Origin of the sequence: Streptomyces sp. 7-21 (genome assembly GCF_016741785.1) — a bacterium.
Lineage (GTDB): Bacteria > Actinomycetota > Actinomycetes > Streptomycetales > Streptomycetaceae > Streptomyces.
On sequence record NZ_JAERRL010000022.1, the window covers coordinates 25,250 to 40,312 of the forward strand.

Below are 15,063 nucleotides of genomic sequence, written 5' to 3' on the forward strand. Positions count from 1 at the left end.
AGAAGCGGAGTACCGTCGACAGCGTGTACCGCTTCCTGCTGTCCCGGCAGTGGGTGATCCTCACCCTTGTCGCGCTCGCCCTCATCCCGGCCATGGTGTGGCTGGGCTTCTGGCAGCTTGACCGGCACCACCAGCGTGTCGAGCGGAACCAGCTGATCGAGAACAGCCTGAACGCTCCGGTGGTGCCCATCAGCGAGCTGACGTCGGTGGGCGGCCAGCCCGCGGACGCCGACCGGTACCGGCGGGTGGAGGCGACCGGCGTCTTCGACCAGGACGGCGAGGTGCTGGTCCGGCAGCGGACCAACGAGGACGGTGCCGTGGGGTACTACGTCCTCACCCCGCTGTTTCTGGACGACGGCACCGGCGTGCTGGTCAACCGGGGCTGGGTGGAGGCCGGCGACGATCCGGCGACGGCGCCCGAGGTCGCAGCCCCGCCGCGCGGCGAGGTCACGGTCACGGGCCGGCTGATGCCTGACGAGACGAGCGGCACGACCGGGATCCGCGAGCGCTCGGGGCTGCCCGAGGGCATGACCATGCTGATCAGCTCCGCACAGCGCGGCGCCGAGCTGGGCGTGCCGATGTACGGCGGCTACGTGGAGCTGACACGGGCGGAGCCGGCCGGCCGGGGCGGGAACGGCGGCGGCCTGGTGCCCGAGCCGCTGCCGGAACCGGACCACACCGGCATCGGCGCCCACTTCGCTTATGCCATCCAGTGGTGGCTGTTCGCCGCCGGGGTGCCGGTGGGCTGGGTGCTCCTGCTGCGCCGCGAGATCCACGACCGCCGCGCCGCCGGCGGCCCGGGCGGCGGCCGCGACGGCGGCGGGAACGGCGGCCCCGGCGACGACGGCCCCGGCACTGGCGACGGCGACGGCACCGCGCGGGCCGGGGAGCCGGCTGCGGCCGTCAGCTGAGACGCTCGGTGGCGTGGCCCGCCGAGGCGAACCGCACCTCGGCCGGCAGCGCGGCCAGGCCCGCGGAGCGGCGGGCGTGCTCGATCGTCTCCTCCCGCAGCCGCACCAGCGTCCGCGCCGGGTCGGCCTGCGGCGTCAGGAGCAGCCCGATGCGCAGCCGCGGCTGATGGCGGCGGCCGACCAGGGTGACGCGGGCCCGGTCAACGCCGGGCAGCGCCTCCGCCTCGGCTGCCAGCACCTCCTCCAGCGCGCTGCCCCGCACCTGGACAGCGGCGTCGCCGCCGACCGGCAGCTCGCTCAGCCGCTTCCGGCGGGTCTGCGCCAGCAGCCACCACAGCGGCAGCACCACCAGCAGCGACAGCGTGCCGAGGACGGCCGGCCACCACCAGCTCTCGTCGCGCCACTGGGTGCGGTCAGCGCGGGTCAGCGGCACGTCGCCGGGCTCCCGCCAGGACCACCAGGAAGGCAGGCCGATCCCCCACCGCTGGGGCAGGTCCAGCGCGGCGGCGAGGGCCGCCAGCCCGAAGCCCACCAGTGCCAGGCCGATGAGGCCGATCAGCAGCCGGTTCGCGATGCGGGGCATGGTCCCGACGCCCCTCCTTCCGTTGTCCTCACGTCCGACTCACCGGTATTCCGCGTCACGTCCGCCTCGTACGCCTCGCCGCGCTACCGCTTGTCCGGGCGCCGCACCTGCACGGAAAGGGCCAGGCCGCGTGCGAGCCCGAGGTCGCGCAGGCCGTGTGCCAGCACGGCTTCCAGGTCGGCTCTGACGTCGTCGAGGTCGCGGAAGCTGGCCTGCGCCCAGGCCCGTACGCGCCGCCTGCCCACGCTGATCCGCACGGCGCGGACGCCCGAGACCTCCAGGGCCCGGTAGCTGAGCACGTCGGCGGCGGCGCGCCGCTCGATGCCGCCGCGCACGTCCGCATGGCGCCGCCGCATGGGCAGCAGGCCACGCAGGCCCGGGGTGACGGCCATGACGATCAGCCACAGCCCGGCCAGCACGGCCGCGACCGCGACGGTCACGACGAGTCCGTCGTCGAGCGGGCGGGTGGCCAGTTCCCCGGCGAGTTTGCGGCGCCACTGGGCCGCGGGCCGGTCGGCGCGCACGGACGCCACGTCGTACAGCAGCGGCACGACGGCCGCGAGCACCGCGGCGGCGGTCAGCGCGGCGGGGACGCGGCGCGCCGACCAGAAGCGGCGGGCGGGGCCGTGGTCTTCGGTGCCCTCAGGCCCGCGGCCCGGGGCGGCGGGTTCCGGAGCGGGGGGTTCCGGAGCGGCGGGGCCGGGCGCCGTGGCCGGTACGTCGCCGGTGCCCTGGGTCATGCCGCGCTCACCTGACCCTGCTCCTGGTCCGGCCGCCGCTGTGCACGGAGTGCAGCCGTTCGACGTCGACGGCCACCTCGGCGGTGTCCATGCCCGCCAGCTCGCTGACGGTCCGGGCGACGTGCCGGCGCACGCGGCGGCACTGGGCGGCGATGTCGGAGGGGTAGCCGAGTTCGACGGCGACCCGGATGGCCGCCACGCCCCCGGTGCCGTCCGCAGCGGGCGGGCGGCGCACGGCCGCCGTGGCATGCGGCATCACCCGCACGGGCGGGGGCGGCGGGGACGGCGGGCGCAGCGGCGCCGGGGCGGCGGCGCTGAGCGCCTCACGGGCGGCCTGGGCCGCGAGCTTGGCGACGACCCGCTCGCTGATCCGCGTCGCACCGCGCTGCGACGGAGGGACGAACGGCTCCACGGTTCACCGCCGCCGGTCGTCGCGGTCGCGGGGGCGGAAGAAGTCGCCGGGCTCCAGGTCGCCGTCGACGAAGCGCCCCGCGACGAACCCGATGGCGCCCAGCGCCGCGACCAGCAGGAAGGCGCTGAAGCCGCCGAAATACCCGGCGAAGCCCAGTGCCATGCCGGCGATCATGCCGGTCACCGCCATGCTCATCATGCGCTCCTTGGCTGTGGTTGCTCAGCGAACGGCGTCGCGGGGATCCTCACTGGAGCGGTGGCCGTTCCTCGTCGTCCTCTTCGCCCTCGGGCAGCTTGACGTCGACGACGTTGATGTTCACCTCGACGACCTCGAGGCCGGACATGCGCTCCACCGCGGAGATCACGTTCTCCCTCACGGTACGGGATACGGCGGCGATGGAGACCCCGTACTCCACGACGATGTCAAGATCGAGGGCCGTCTGCACCTCGCCGACCTCTGCCTTGACGCCGCGGGTGACAGACCTGCTGCCGCCCGGAACCCGGTCGCGCACCGCGCCGAAGGTGCGGGCCACGCCACTTCCCATGGCGTACACACCGACGACGTCCCGGGCGGCCATTCCGGCGATCTTTGCGACGACGCCGTCGGCGATCGTCGTCCGGCCCCGGGTGGCGGGGTCGCCGGTGCCCCTGCGGGTGCCGGGGGTCCTGGGAGCGGCCTCGGCGCCGGTGTCCGTGCTGGTGTCCGTCAAGTCGCGTCACCCTTTCCTAGCGACTTCCTAGCGACCGTGTAAGCGGCAGTCAGTTCCCGCGGCTCACTGCCACAGTAGGCGAGCAGCCACCCGCGGGCATACGGGATGCTGTATCCAGCCCAACAGGGCTGACGCCCCGGGCAGCCGGGGGTGGAAGGACCACGAGGAAGTGAGAGTACATGGCCGCCGATGGACTGATGAGCGCGGTGAGGCGGCAGTTGAGCATCGGTCGGCTGGTCGCGCTCGGGGAGCCGGCTGACGGCGCGTGGATCGAGGAAAGCGCGGCCGTGCGGGTCCTGCGCGCCGCGTCCGGCGACGTGCCGGGCATTCAGGTGCGCGAGCTGCGGCTGGCGCTGGCGGATCCGGAAGCCGCCGCCGGCGCGGAGCCGGCGGTACCGCCGCCGCCCAGTGGCCTGCCGCCGGTGCCGCTGCGCATCGAGGCCACGTGCGCCGCTGAGCTGGGGGTGCCGCTGCCCGGCCCGGTGCGCGAGCTGCGCGTGCGGCTGCTGGCCGCCGCCGAGGAGCTGCTCGGCCTTGACGTGGCGGCGGCGGACGTGCACGTGGCCGAGCTGGCCGAGCCCGGCGCCGCGGGCGGGGACGGCGGCGGCAGCAGCGCGGGAACCGCCGAGGAAACCGGGTCCGGCGCGCGGGCGGCGGTGCCGCCGGAGGCCGAGGCGGTGGCAGCGGCCGTCCTCGCCGTGCCCGGGGTGCGGGCACTGGCCCCCGGGCACGGCGCCTTCTTCCCGGCCGCCGCGGTCGAGGACGGCGGCGAGCCGCCCGGGCGGCTGGTCCGGCTGCGGCTGGTGGCGGACCTCTCGCGCCGCACGCTCGACGTGGCGCGCGAGGCGCGCGAGGCCGCCGCCCGGGCGGCGGCGCCGGGGGCGCCGGGCCCGGTCACCGTGAGCCTGCTGATCGGCGGCCTGCGCTAGCGCCAGCGCGCGCTACTCCCCCAGCCCGGCCAGGTCACGCAGGCGCCGGGCCTGGGCGGCGCGCTCGGCCGCGCGCTGCGCGTCGTAAGAGCGGGTGGCGGCGCCCCGCAGCAGCGCCTTGGTCTCGATGAGCGCGTCGCGCGGCGTGGCGAGCAGCGCGGCGGCGAGGTCGGCGGCGGCCTCGTCGAGTTCGTCCCGGGGGACCACGAGGTTGGCCAGCCCGATCCGTTCGGCCTCGGCGGCGGACACGGCGCGGCCGGTGCCGCAGATCTCCAGGGCACGGGCGTAGCCCACGAGGCTGACGAGCGGCTGCGTACCGGCGAGATCGGGCACCAGGCCGAGGGTGGGTTCCCGCATCTCGAAGCGCGCGTCGTCGGCGCAGACACGCAGGTCACAGGCGAGGGCGAGCTGGAAGCCGGCGCCGATGGCGTGGCCCTGGACCGCCGCGATCGTCACCAGGTCGGCCCGGCGCCACCAGGTGAACGCCTCCTGGTAGCCGGCGATGGCGGCGTCGATGTCCTCGTCGGACAGGCGTGCCAGGCCGGCGAGGCCGGGCTCGCCGTCGATGCCCTCGGGGGTGAAGGCCCGCCGGTCCAGGCCCGCGGAGAAGGAAGGGCCCTCGCCGCGGAGCACCACGATCCGGACGTCGCCCGGCAGTGTGCGTCCGGTATGCGCCAGCGCCCGCCACATGGCCGGGGTCTGCGCGTTGCGCACGCTTGCCCTGGTCAGGGTGACCGTCGCCGTGGCGTCCTGCACGGTCACACGCACGCCGTCGCGGTCAAGCAGGTTCATGGGGCCCTCCGGATACCCGCGCCTGCGCTACCGGTCGGTAACGCCGTCCAGGCAGGGTACCCGGCGCCCGGCCGCCGCCGGGCGGACGGGCCTGGTCAGGAGGGAGACGAGGACGACGGTGCGGACGGCGGGGGGGTCTTCTTGCCCCGCGTGGCGCCGCCGCGGCCGCGCAGTGGTACGCCTTCCTCGGTGAGCATCCGGTGGACGAACCCGTACGACCGGCCCGTCTCCTCGGCCAGCGCGCGGATGCTCTGTCCCGCTTCGTACTTCTTCCTCAGGTCTGCCGCGAGCTGCTCGCGCGCGGCGCCGGTTACCCGGCTGCCCTTCTTCAGAGTCTCGGCCACCCGTGCCTCCTCATAGGAAGTGCGCTTCGGACTCTCATGATCACCCCTATCCGGTTTCCTGGCCACCCATTCGCCCGGCTCCGTACGACAAGCGGACCGCCGCGCGGCGCGGCCGGCGGGGCGGCCGGCGGGGCACGGAAGACCGCCCGCCCGGCGGAGCCGAGGAAGCGCCAGGTCAGGGCGGTGCCGGGGCGGGAGACGGCCGGGCGAGGGCGGCGGCAGGGGGGAGCTTCCGACACGCCGCGGGTACCAGGCGCCCTCACTCAGACGAACGATCACCGCTAGGCCGAATGCGCCAGGCCGGGTGAGCCGAGGCGCTCAGGCGAGGGCGACGAGATCCGCGTAGTCCTCGCTCCACAGGTCCTCGACGCCGTCGGGCAGCAGGATGATCCGCTCGGGCTGGAGCGCCTCCACGGCGCCCTCGTCATGCGTGACGAGCACTACGGCCCCGGCGAACGTGCGCAGCGCGCCGAGGATCTCTTCCCGGCTGGCCGGGTCGAGGTTGTTGGTCGGCTCGTCGAGCAGCAGCACGTTGGCCGAGGAGACGACCAGCGTGGCCAGCGCGAGCCGGGTCTTCTCGCCGCCGGAGAGCACGCCCGCCGGCTTGTCCACGTCGTCGCCCGAGAACAGGAACGAGCCGAGCACCTTGCGGACGGCCACCAGGTCCATGTCGGGCGCCGCGGAGCGCATGTTCTCCAGGACCGTGCGGTCCGGGTCGAGGGTCTCGTGCTCCTGGGCGTAGTAGCCGAGCTTCAGCCCGTGCCCCGGGGTGACGCGGCCGGTGTCGGGTTTCTCCAGGCCGGCCAGGAGCCGCAGCAGGGTCGTCTTGCCCGCGCCGTTGAGGCCGAGGATGACGACCCGGGAGCCCCGGTCGATCGCCAGCGAGACGTCGGTGAAGATCTCCAGCGAGCCGTAGGACTTCGACAGGCCCTCCGCCATCAGCGGCGTCTTGCCGCAGGGCGCCGGGTCGGGGAAGCGCAGCTTGGCGACCTTGTCGCGCTGCCGCTCCTCCTCCAGGCCGGCGAGCAGGCGCTCGGCGCGGCGGGCCATGTTCTGTGCGGCGACGGCCTTGGTGGCCTTCGCCCGCATCTTGTCGGCCTGCGCCATGAGCGCGGCGGCCTTCTTCTCCGCGTTGGCGCGCTCGCGCCTGCGGCGCCGCTCGTCCGCCTCGCGCTGGATCTGGTACTGCTTCCAGCCCATGTTGTACTGGTCGATCGCCGCGCGGTTGGCGTCGAGGTAGAACACCTTGTTGACGACGGTCTCGACCAGGCCGATGTCGTGGGAGATCACCACCAGGCCGCCCCGGTAGGTGCGCAGGAAGTCCCGCAGCCACACGATCGAGTCGGCGTCCAGGTGGTTGGTGGGCTCGTCGAGCAGCAGGATGTCGGCGTCGGAGAAGAGGATCCGGGCCAGCTCGACGCGCCGCCGCTGGCCGCCGGAGAGGGTGCGCAGCGGCTGCTCCAGCACCCGGTCGGGCAGGCCCAGGCTGGCCGCGATGGTGGCCGCCTCGGCCTCGGCCGCGTAGCCGCCCTTGGCGAGGAACTCGGTCTCCAGACGCGCGTACGCCCGCATCGCGCGCTCCCGCTCCGCGCCCTTTCCGGCGGCCATGCGCTCCTCGCTGCGCCGCATGTCGCGCAGCACCGTGTCCAGGCCGCGGGCGGACAGGATCCGGTCGCGGGCCAGCACGTCCAGGTCACCCGTGCGGGGGTCCTGCGGCAGATAGCCGACCTCGCCGGAGCGGGTGATGGTGCCCGCGGCGGGGATGCCCTCCCCCGCGAGGCACTTGGTGAGGGTGGTCTTGCCCGCCCCGTTGCGGCCGACGAGGCCGATGCGGTCGCCCGGGGCGATGCGGAAGGTGGCGGACTCGATGAGGATCCGGGCTCCGGCGCGCAGTTCGATGCCGGTGGCGGTGATCATGGACTGACTCCGGGAACGAGCGGACGTACGGGCAGGGGCAAGCGACAGCGCGGCAGGGCAACGGGGCCGATGCGGGACCGGAGCACACCCTGGCAGGCGCACGGGCCGGGGTGCCGCGCGCGGGGTACGTCCGCTAAGCCACGAGGGTCAGAGTGTCCATGCGAAGCATTCTAGCCGCGGGGGCAAACGGTTTTTTCCCGGTCCGCCCCGCACCCGCGCCCCGCCGGTCAGGCGCCCCCGGTGTGGAGCTGGAACGCGGCCCGGCGCACCCGCTTGGCGAGCGCCGGGTCCGGGTAGGCCGCGGCGAGCGCCAGCAGCACCTGCACCGTGCGCGGATGACCGCACGTGCGGACCTCGTCCACCAGTTCGGTGATGGTCGGCTGGGGAGCGGATTCCAGGTGGTCCAGGAGCATGCCCTCCGAGCCGTGCTCCTGGGCGGCCGACGCCGTGTCCACCCACAGCCAGGTGGCCTCCGCCCGGGTGAGCACCTCGTCGGCGGCGGCCTGGCCGCGCGCATCGCCGTCCTCCTCGTGGTCGGCCAGCCACAGCAGCGCGTAGGGCCGCAGCAGCGGCTCGGTGACGACGGCCCGCACCGCCTCCAGCGCCGGGGCGCCGACGACGCGCAGCGCCTCGAAGGCCAGGCCCCGGACCAGGGCGTCCTCTCCCCTGGCGGCGTCGAGCAGCTCCTGGACGGCGGGGCCGGTGGGCCGGGCCGCCAGCCACGCCCGGTACTCGTCGCGGGCCGGCCCCGGGGTCAGGGAGGCGCAGCCGCGCAGCATCGCCACGGCCGACTGCTCGATGTTGCCCGCCGGGCTCTGGGCGGCGATGCAGATGTGCTCCAGCTTGGTCCACACTGCCCAGCCGCCCAGCTCGGTGAGCCGGGCCCGCACCGGACGGGCGCCGCGGGCGTGCAGGGTGAGCGCGCCCAGGCTCGCCAGGGCGTCCAGGGCCCAGCCGAGCAGCAGCTCGAGCTCCTGCTCGTCGGCCGGTTTGACCGGCTCGCCGCTGCCGCCGGTCTCCGCCGGGCCGGGCCGCTCGGCGCGCAGTTCGCTGATGCGCTGCCGGAGCAGCTCCACCAGCCCGGCAGCGGTGACCGGCCCGCCCGTCAGCCGCATCACGGACAGCAGCTGCGGCACGGCGGCGACCACGTCGGCGACCGCGCCCGGGTCAGCGCCCGGCGGCGCGGGGCGCGCCAGCGACCAGGCGTCGAACAGGGCGACCCAGCCGCGCAGCACCGCGGAGTCGTCCCGTTCCCAGGCCCGCAGCCGCCAGCCGGCGCGCACGCGGCCCTGCGTGTGCCCGCCGCCGGTGGCCCCGCCGTGGGCGCCCTCGCCGCGCGCCCCGGCGCCGCCGTGCTCGACGAGGCCGGCGAGACGCGCCCGGCCCCAGTGGTCGCGGACCTGGCTGACGGTCATGCCCAGGGCCCCGGCGGCCTCGCGGGCGGCGGACTCGGGCGAGACGCCGGTGCGTGCCGCCCACCGTGCCAGCCGCACGGCGTCGGCCAGCTGCGCCCGCGCCTGGGCGGCGAGCCGCTGCTGGCCGGGGACGTCTCCGGGGGGCTTGGGCGCTCTCCTGGCGGGAGCGGAGGGACGGGGGCCGGCGACGCGCTCGGACGGCGCCGGCGGGACGAGTCGCAGCCGGGTCTCACGCGGAGTTCGGGACGTCACGTGAGCAGTCTCACGCCTAGGGGCGCGAAAGCCCAAACCGCCCGCGCAGAACGCCGGATGACGGGGTGGCCGCCGGGCCGGCCGGTCGCGTCAGCGGGCGGTCACATCAGCGGGGTGAGGAAGCGCCGCAGGGTCTCCTCGTACTCCTGGGGCGCGGCGTTCCACATGGCGGCGTGCTCCGCGTCGGGCACGGTGTGCAGCACGACGGCGTCGGGCCGCCGGGCGGCGAACTCGCGGGAGGCGTCAAACGAGGCCACACAGTCGCCGGGGCCGTGCAGCAGCAGGACCGGGAACGGGGCGTCCTTCGGCCCGCCGGGCCGGGCGGGCGGGTCCGCCGCGGGCCTGGCGACGGGCTGCGCCGGGTCGGGTGCCGGCCCGGCCGGGTACGCCCCGCCGCGGTCGCGGCGCAGCGGCGGCAGCAGCCGCGCCAGCGGGCGGACGGCGCCGCGCCGCACGCCCAGGGCGCGGAGCGTGGCCGGCGGGTCGAGGACGGGCGAGTCGAGCACGAGCCCGGCGATGCGGCCGCGCAGCGGGGAGCGGGAAGCGGTGTGGAGCGCCAGGGCGGCGCCGGAGGACCAGCCGTGGAGCACGACCCGCCGGGCGCCGTGGCGGACGGCGTACCGGAGCGCGGCGTCGGCGTCCAGCCAGTCGTCGGGGCCCAGGCCTGCGGTCACCGACGGGTCCGCGCGGTATGCGGGGATGAGGGCGGAAAAGCGCAGCCGGTGATAGAGCGGCAGCACGTTCAGCGGGTGCTCCCGGGTGGCGCCCAGGCCGTGGAGCGCGATGATCCACGTGTCCCTGGGGCCGGGCACGAACCAGCCGGGCAGCGGGCCGCGCTCGCTGGAGATCTCGACGTCGGCGGCGTCCAGGCCCAGGGCCTGGTGCGGCCCGCCCTCGTGCAGCTGCGGGGTGAGCGTCACGGCCGCGCCGGGCGTCAGCGCGCCCCGGCTGACGTGCTCCAGGCGGCGCACGACGGTGTCCGCGCCGGTGGGCACGTCGAGCAGGTCGCCGACGACGGCGTGACAGCCGGGTGAGGTGAGGCCGTACCTGCCGGGACGCAGGGAGTCCAGGGAACGGGTGAGGGTGACCTGCCCGGCCGCGGTGGCGTGGACGGTCAGCCGCGCCCCGGCGAAGCCCGCGGGGAACGTGCCGCCCGGCTCCGCCCGCCGGCCGCGGGCCAGGCGGCCCGCGGCGGCCGTGGCCGCTCCGGCGGCGAGCAGCGTGCTGGCGGCCAGTGCCGCCGTGGTGCGCCGACGCATGTTCTCCAGCATGGGGTGCCGCGGCGCTGGCGGCCAGCGGGCCGCGGCGGACGGGCGGTGTGCGGCGGCCGCCGCCGGGTGCGGGCCGCGTTGACGCTGGTCGCGGGTGCGTGGTGGACTCCCGGCGTGCGGGCGGGAGAACGAGCGCGGGAGCCGCGGTGACCGGCGGGGCGCTGCTGGTGGCGGGGACGTCCTCGGACGCAGGCAAGAGCGTGGTGACGGCCGGGATCTGCCGGTGGCTGGCGCGGCGGGGCGTACGGGTGGCGCCGTTCAAGGCGCAGAACATGTCGCTGAACTCCTTCGTGACGCGCCAGGGCGCGGAGATCGCCCGGGCGCAGGCTATGCAGGCCGCGGCGGCGCGCACCGAGCCGAGCGCGCTGATGAACCCGGTGCTGCTCAAACCCGGCGGCGAGCGGAGCAGCCAGGTGGTGCTGCTGGGCCGTCCGGCCGGCGAGCTGTCGGCGCGCGGCTGCCACGGCGGGCGGCAGGCGGAGCTGCGCGAGACGGTGGCCGGCTGCCTGGCGCAGCTGCGGTCCCGCTACGACGCGGTGATCTGCGAGGGCGCGGGCAGCCCGGCGGAGATCAACCTGCGGCGGACGGACCTGGCCAACATGGGTCTGGCGCGGGCGGCTGGCATGCCGGTGGTGGTGGTCGGCGACATCGACCGGGGCGGGGTGTTCGCGTCGTTCTTCGGCACCACGGCACTGCTGTCCGCGGCGGACCAGCGGCTGGTGGCCGGCTATCTGGTCAACAAGTTCCGCGGCGACCCGTCGCTGCTGCGGCCGGGCCTGGAGATGCTGCGTGGCCTGACGGGCCGTCCGGTGCTCGGCGTGCTGCCGTACCGGGAGGGCGGCCTGGGCATCGACGAGGAGGACGGGCTGCGGCTGTCGCTGCGCGGCGCGGTGCGCGGGGCGCCGCCGTCGCCGCCGCACGGGGCGGATGTGCTGCGCGTGGCCGTGCTGCCGGTGCCGCTGATGTCGAACGCGACGGACGTGGACGCGCTGGCCGCCGAGCCCGGAGTGGCGGTGCGGTTCACGGACCGGCCCGAGGAGCTGGCCGGCGCCGACCTGGTCGTGGTGCCCGGGACGCGCGGCACGGTGGCGGCGCTGGCGTGGCTGCGTGAGCGAGGGCTGGCGGCGGCGCTGGCGCGGCGGGCGGCGGCGGGCCGGCCCGTGCTGGGGGTGTGCGGCGGTTACCAGGTGCTGGGCGAGCGCATCGTGGACGAGGTGGAGTCGCGCGCGGGCACGGTGGCGGGCCTGGGGCTGCTGCCGGTGCGGGTGTGGTTCGCCGCGGCGAAGACGCTGGCCCGCCCGGCCGGGCGGGCGCTGGGCGAGCCGGTGACGGGGTATGAGATCCACCACGGGGTGGCGGACGTGCGCGGCGGCGAGCCGTTCGTCACCGGTGAGGGGGGTGAGCCGCTGGACGGCTGCCGCTCCGGTGAGGTCTGGGGCACGCACTGGCACGGGCTGCTGGAGAACGACGCCTTCCGGCGGGCGTTCCTGCGGCACGTGGCCGCGGCCGCGGGGCGGGACTTCGTGCCGGCGCCGGATGTCAGCTTCGCGGCGCTGCGGGAGGAGCAGCTGGAGCGGCTGGGTGACCTGATCGAGGAGCACGCGGACACGGCGGCGCTGCTGCGGCTGCTGGAGGAGGGCGTGCCGGACGGGCTGCCGTTCCTGCCGCCAGGGGCGCCGTGACGGCCCCGGCGGCGGCGCGGCTCAGCCGACGACCCGGCCGCGCAGGATGACGCGGCTGGGGGCGGCCAGCACCCCGAGGTCCGCGAGCGGGTTCTCGGGGTAGAGGACGAGGTCGGCGGGCGCGCCTTCCTCCAGCCCGGGGCGGCCGAGCCACTCGCGTGCCCGCCAGGTGGCCGCGCCGAGCGCGTCGGCGGGCGGGATACCGGCGGCGGCGAGTTCGGCGACCTCGGCGGCGATCAGGCCATGGGCGAGGGAGCCGCCGGCGTCGGTGCCGGCGTAGATGGCGATCCCGGCGTCGTAGGCGTCGCGCACCGTGTCGTAGCGGCGGGCGTGCAGGCGCCGCATGTGGTCGGCCCAGCGGGGGAACTTGCGCTCGCCGCTGTCGGCCAGGGCGGGGAACGTGGCGATGTTGATGAGCGTGGGCACGATGGCGATGCCGTGCTCGGCGAAGAGCGGGATGGTCTCGCTGGTCAGTCCCGTGGCGTGTTCGACGCAGTCGATGCCGGCCTCGGCCAGGTCGCGCAGTGAGTCCTCGGCGAAGCAGTGCGCGGTGACACGGGCGCCCTCGGCGTGGGCCGCGGCGATGGCCTCGGCGGCCGCCTCGCGGGGCCAGCACGGGGCCAGGTCGCCGCGCTCACGGTCGATCCAGTCGCCGACGAGCTTGACCCAGCCGTCGCCGCGCCGCGCCTCCTGGCGGACACAGGCGGTGAGCTGGTCCGGCTCGATCTCGTGCGCGTAGTTGCGAATGTAACGACGCGGGCGGGCGATGTGGCGTCCGGCCCTGATCAGGCGCGGCAGGTCCTCGCGCGCGTCGGTCCAGCGGGTGTCGGCGGCGGAGCCGGCGTCGCGCAGCAGCAGGGCGCCGGCGTCGCGTTCGGCGAGCGCCTGCTTCTCAGTCGCCGCTTCGTCCACGGCGCCGTGGCGGTCGAGCCCGACGTGGCAGTGGGCGTCGACCAGCCCGGGCAGCGCCCAGCCGGTGAGGGTGACGGTTTCCGTTGCGGTGACGGGCCGTTGGTAGGTGATGCGGCCGCCGATCACCCACAACTCGTCCCTGATGTCCTCTTCGTGACGCGGGCCCGCGAGCACGCGCCCACGGACATGCAGTACCGGGCTGTCGCTCATGCTCGGCAGCCTACGCATCCCCTGCTGCGCTCCACAGCCGTTGGGGGTCGCCTGGACGCACGGACGAATGCTGTACGGCCTGCCGGACAACCGGTACGGCCGGGAGCCGCGGACCAATCAGGCCCGGCGTGGGCACCCCCGACGACGGTGCCACGCCTTCTTCGAACGGCACCATGCTGAGCTGTCCCGGCTCGCCCGCCTGCTGCTGGGCGGCTGGGACAGCGCGGAGAGCGCGGACGACCCAGCGGCCGTCGCGCTGGTGGCGCTCTGGCACCGCTGGGACCGGATGCGCGCCGCCGAGCACCCGCTGGCCTCCGCACGCGGGGTGCGCGGAGGTGGCCGTCAGCATGACACGTTCGCATATTCGCAGTCGCACACGCTAACGCCGGCGCATCGCGCTGTTCTGGTCCCGGCACGGCGGAGAGCACCGAGGGGCGGACGTGCCGGCGGTGCCCGAGGTACGGGCCGCGCCGGACCGGCTGCCGTACCGGAAACGGGCCTGCGTGGTGCTCCGGCACGCCTTCGGCCTCTCGGAGCGGGAGACGGCCCGCGTGCTGGGCATCTCGGCCGGCACGGTGAAGAGCCAGACGTCGCGCGGCATCGCCGAGCTGGAGCGGCTGCTGACCGAAGTCCGCCGCTCCCCGCGGGCGCGGTGGCCGCGGCGCGCTCCCTGACGGCACTGCGCACCGGGCCGCGGAACGGAGCGGCTGATGTCCGACCGCCGCGTACCGGCCAGGCCCGGGCGCGGTGTGCACGCCACCGGCGCCTGGCGGACCCTGCCGGAGGAGGACTGTCGCGCTGCGGTGACCGCGAAGCGGCGACGCGCTAGGAGCGGCCCCCCGGGGAGCACGTCTTCACGGGGGCACGACGTCGGCGCGCCGAGCGCCGCGGCGGATCCTTGCGCATAGTGGGGCGCATGGCAGACGCGGGACCGAACGGCCGGGTACCGGCGCACGGCAGATTCGGCTGAAAATCTGCCGTGAGATTCACCGGATTAGCGGGAACCCGCAGAAAGATCATTTCCCGGCGCCCTGCCCAACGCGCCGTGAACATTTCACCAGAGGTTTCACAAGCAATTCTGGGTGCAGCTACCGCCCCTCTTCTGCCCGCTTCCTGGACCTTTAAACGCGGCTATTGGTGTGACTTCGAGAAGTCGCCCGTGTGCCGATCTCGTCACGCCCTCGTTACCTAACTGTGACATGCGCGATTCGATCACCCGTTTTGTCCGGTAACTAACGGACATAACGGCCCAATCTCCCGGTCGACGCCGCATGGGATCATCGCGCGCCCGATAACACAGATCCCTGGTTTTGGTAACCCCTGCTCGCGATGCAATATCCGCCCGCCCTGGGTAAATTCGATCTGCATGACCCCCGCACACGCAGACCATGCTGGTGCCGAAACCGATAGTGATTTCCTTAATTTGCCCGAGGGACCCGAGGGGCTCGGGGGAATCGCCCTCGACAGCCCTCGGCTTGACGACGGCGCCGCCCTGTGGCGCCTCGCCCGGGACTCCGGCGCGCTCGACCTGAACTCTTCGTACAGCTACCTGCTGTGGTGCCGTGACTACGCCGGCACCTCCATCGTCGCCCGCGACGACGCGGGCGACCCGGTGGGCTTCATCACCGGCTACACACGGCCCGAGGCCCCGCGCACCCTGCTGGTGTGGCAGGTCGCGGTGGACCACGCCCAGCGCGGGCGCGGCCTGGCCGCCGCCATGCTCGACGCGCTCGTCGCCCGGACGGTCCAAGAGCGCGGTGTGGAGACCATCGAGACGACCATTACGCCCGACAACGCCGCCTCGCAGCGGCTGTTCACCTCCTTCGCCCGGCGCCACGGCGCCGGCCTGACGCGTGAGGTGCTCTTCGACGCGGGGGCCTTCCCCGAGGGCGGCCACGCGCCCGAGGTGCTGTACCGGATCGGACCGGTGCGTGTGCTCGCCGCCGCGGCCGCACGCTGACGACTCCAGCCACCGACCCCAGAC

15 protein-coding genes and 1 pseudogene are annotated in these 15,063 nt (G+C 75.3%); 5 read left to right on the forward strand and 11 right to left on the reverse strand.

The window, feature by feature from the left end; genetic code table 11:
* Nucleotides 1-23 precede the first annotated feature (23 nt).
* Complete coding sequence (locus tag JK356_RS21115; RefSeq protein WP_201870283.1) at nucleotides 24-911, forward strand: SURF1 family protein; 888 nt, start codon at nucleotides 24-26, stop codon at nucleotides 909-911.
* On the opposite strand, the gene amaP is transcribed toward JK356_RS21115, so the two are convergent.
* The 5 genes from amaP to JK356_RS21140 form a co-directional block, all read right to left on the reverse strand.
* Nucleotides 904-1,494 carry an alkaline shock response membrane anchor protein AmaP gene (gene amaP, locus JK356_RS21120; RefSeq protein WP_201870284.1) on the reverse strand — a complete coding sequence of 197 codons (591 nt, stop codon included), beginning with the start codon at nucleotides 1,492-1,494 and terminating at the stop codon, nucleotides 904-906. The genes JK356_RS21115 and amaP overlap by 8 nt on opposite strands.
* 83 nt (nucleotides 1,495-1,577) lie before the next feature.
* Nucleotides 1,578-2,234 carry a DUF6286 domain-containing protein gene (locus tag JK356_RS21125; RefSeq protein ID WP_201870285.1) on the reverse strand — a complete coding sequence of 219 codons (657 nt, stop codon included), beginning with the start codon at nucleotides 2,232-2,234 and terminating at the stop codon, nucleotides 1,578-1,580.
* 7 nt (nucleotides 2,235-2,241) lie between these two features.
* Entirely contained in the window at nucleotides 2,242-2,646 is a 405-nt protein-coding gene (locus tag JK356_RS21130) for a hypothetical protein (protein WP_201870286.1), read from the reverse strand.
* Between the two features lie 3 nt (nucleotides 2,647-2,649).
* Nucleotides 2,650-2,841 (reverse strand): hypothetical protein, encoded by a 192-nt coding sequence (locus JK356_RS21135; RefSeq protein WP_201870287.1) that lies wholly within the window; start codon nucleotides 2,839-2,841, stop codon nucleotides 2,650-2,652.
* 49 nt (nucleotides 2,842-2,890) lie between these two features.
* Entirely contained in the window at nucleotides 2,891-3,355 is a 465-nt protein-coding gene (locus JK356_RS21140) for an Asp23/Gls24 family envelope stress response protein (RefSeq protein WP_201870288.1), read from the reverse strand.
* A 179-nt stretch (nucleotides 3,356-3,534) separates the two neighbouring features.
* Here JK356_RS21140 and JK356_RS21145 point away from each other — a divergent pair, with 179 nt between their 5' ends.
* Nucleotides 3,535-4,284, forward strand: coding sequence for a hypothetical protein (locus JK356_RS21145; protein ID WP_201870289.1), 750 nt, complete (start codon nucleotides 3,535-3,537; stop codon nucleotides 4,282-4,284).
* A 12-nt stretch (nucleotides 4,285-4,296) separates the two neighbouring features.
* Here JK356_RS21145 and JK356_RS21150 read toward each other — a convergent pair whose 3' ends face one another.
* From JK356_RS21150 to JK356_RS21170, 5 genes are all read right to left on the reverse strand, one after another.
* A complete protein-coding gene (locus tag JK356_RS21150; protein WP_201870290.1) occupies nucleotides 4,297-5,076 on the reverse strand; it encodes an enoyl-CoA hydratase/isomerase family protein in 780 nt (259 codons plus the stop codon).
* Nucleotides 5,077-5,171: 95 nt separating this feature from the next.
* Entirely contained in the window at nucleotides 5,172-5,420 is a 249-nt protein-coding gene (locus JK356_RS21155; protein ID WP_201870291.1) for a helix-turn-helix domain-containing protein, read from the reverse strand.
* A gap of 318 nt (nucleotides 5,421-5,738) precedes the next feature.
* Complete coding sequence (locus JK356_RS21160) at nucleotides 5,739-7,337, reverse strand: ABC-F family ATP-binding cassette domain-containing protein (RefSeq protein ID WP_201870292.1); 1,599 nt, start codon at nucleotides 7,335-7,337, stop codon at nucleotides 5,739-5,741.
* 227 nt (nucleotides 7,338-7,564) lie between these two features.
* On the reverse strand, nucleotides 7,565-9,004 hold the full coding sequence (locus JK356_RS21165) for a hypothetical protein (protein WP_201870293.1): 1,440 nt from the start codon (nucleotides 9,002-9,004) through the stop codon (nucleotides 7,565-7,567).
* Between the two features lie 101 nt (nucleotides 9,005-9,105).
* Nucleotides 9,106-10,263, reverse strand: coding sequence for an alpha/beta hydrolase (locus JK356_RS21170; protein ID WP_201870294.1), 1,158 nt, complete (start codon nucleotides 10,261-10,263; stop codon nucleotides 9,106-9,108).
* 158 nt (nucleotides 10,264-10,421) lie between these two features.
* On the opposite strand from JK356_RS21170, the gene JK356_RS21175 reads away from it, so the two are divergent.
* Nucleotides 10,422-11,957, forward strand: a complete 1,536-nt coding sequence (locus JK356_RS21175) for a cobyric acid synthase (protein ID WP_201870295.1) — start codon at nucleotides 10,422-10,424, stop codon at nucleotides 11,955-11,957.
* Nucleotides 11,958-11,978: 21 nt separating this feature from the next.
* Here the strand turns inward: JK356_RS21175 and JK356_RS21180 are convergent, their stop codons facing one another.
* Nucleotides 11,979-13,079 (reverse strand): amidohydrolase family protein, encoded by a 1,101-nt coding sequence (locus JK356_RS21180; protein WP_201870296.1) that lies wholly within the window; start codon nucleotides 13,077-13,079, stop codon nucleotides 11,979-11,981.
* Nucleotides 13,080-13,146: 67 nt separating this feature from the next.
* On the opposite strand from JK356_RS21180, the pseudogene JK356_RS21185 reads away from it, so the two are divergent.
* Nucleotides 13,147-13,753, forward strand: a pseudogene (locus JK356_RS21185) (sigma factor-like helix-turn-helix DNA-binding protein).
* Between the two features lie 692 nt (nucleotides 13,754-14,445).
* On the forward strand, nucleotides 14,446-15,039 hold the full coding sequence (gene ectA / locus JK356_RS21190) for a diaminobutyrate acetyltransferase (protein WP_201870297.1): 594 nt from the start codon (nucleotides 14,446-14,448) through the stop codon (nucleotides 15,037-15,039).
* Nucleotides 15,040-15,063 lie beyond the last annotated feature (24 nt).

Coding starts and splice junctions, on each gene's coding strand:
- JK356_RS21180 (WP_201870296.1), bottom strand. CDS start 13,079: ATGAGCGACAGCCCGGTACTGCATGTCCGTGGGCGCGTGCTCGCGGGC.
- JK356_RS21160 (WP_201870292.1), bottom strand. CDS start 7,337: ATGATCACCGCCACCGGCATCGAACTGCGCGCCGGAGCCCGGATCCTC.
- JK356_RS21145 (WP_201870289.1), top strand. CDS start 3,535: ATGGCCGCCGATGGACTGATGAGCGCGGTGAGGCGGCAGTTGAGCATC.
- amaP (WP_201870284.1), bottom strand. CDS start 1,494: ATGCCCCGCATCGCGAACCGGCTGCTGATCGGCCTCATCGGCCTGGCA.
- JK356_RS21150 (WP_201870290.1), bottom strand. CDS start 5,076: ATGAACCTGCTTGACCGCGACGGCGTGCGTGTGACCGTGCAGGACGCC.
- JK356_RS21170 (WP_201870294.1), bottom strand. CDS start 10,263: ATGCGTCGGCGCACCACGGCGGCACTGGCCGCCAGCACGCTGCTCGCC.
- JK356_RS21125 (WP_201870285.1), bottom strand. CDS start 2,234: ATGACCCAGGGCACCGGCGACGTACCGGCCACGGCGCCCGGCCCCGCC.
- JK356_RS21135 (WP_201870287.1), bottom strand. CDS start 2,841: ATGAGCATGGCGGTGACCGGCATGATCGCCGGCATGGCACTGGGCTTC.
- ectA (WP_201870297.1), top strand. CDS start 14,446: ATGACCCCCGCACACGCAGACCATGCTGGTGCCGAAACCGATAGTGAT.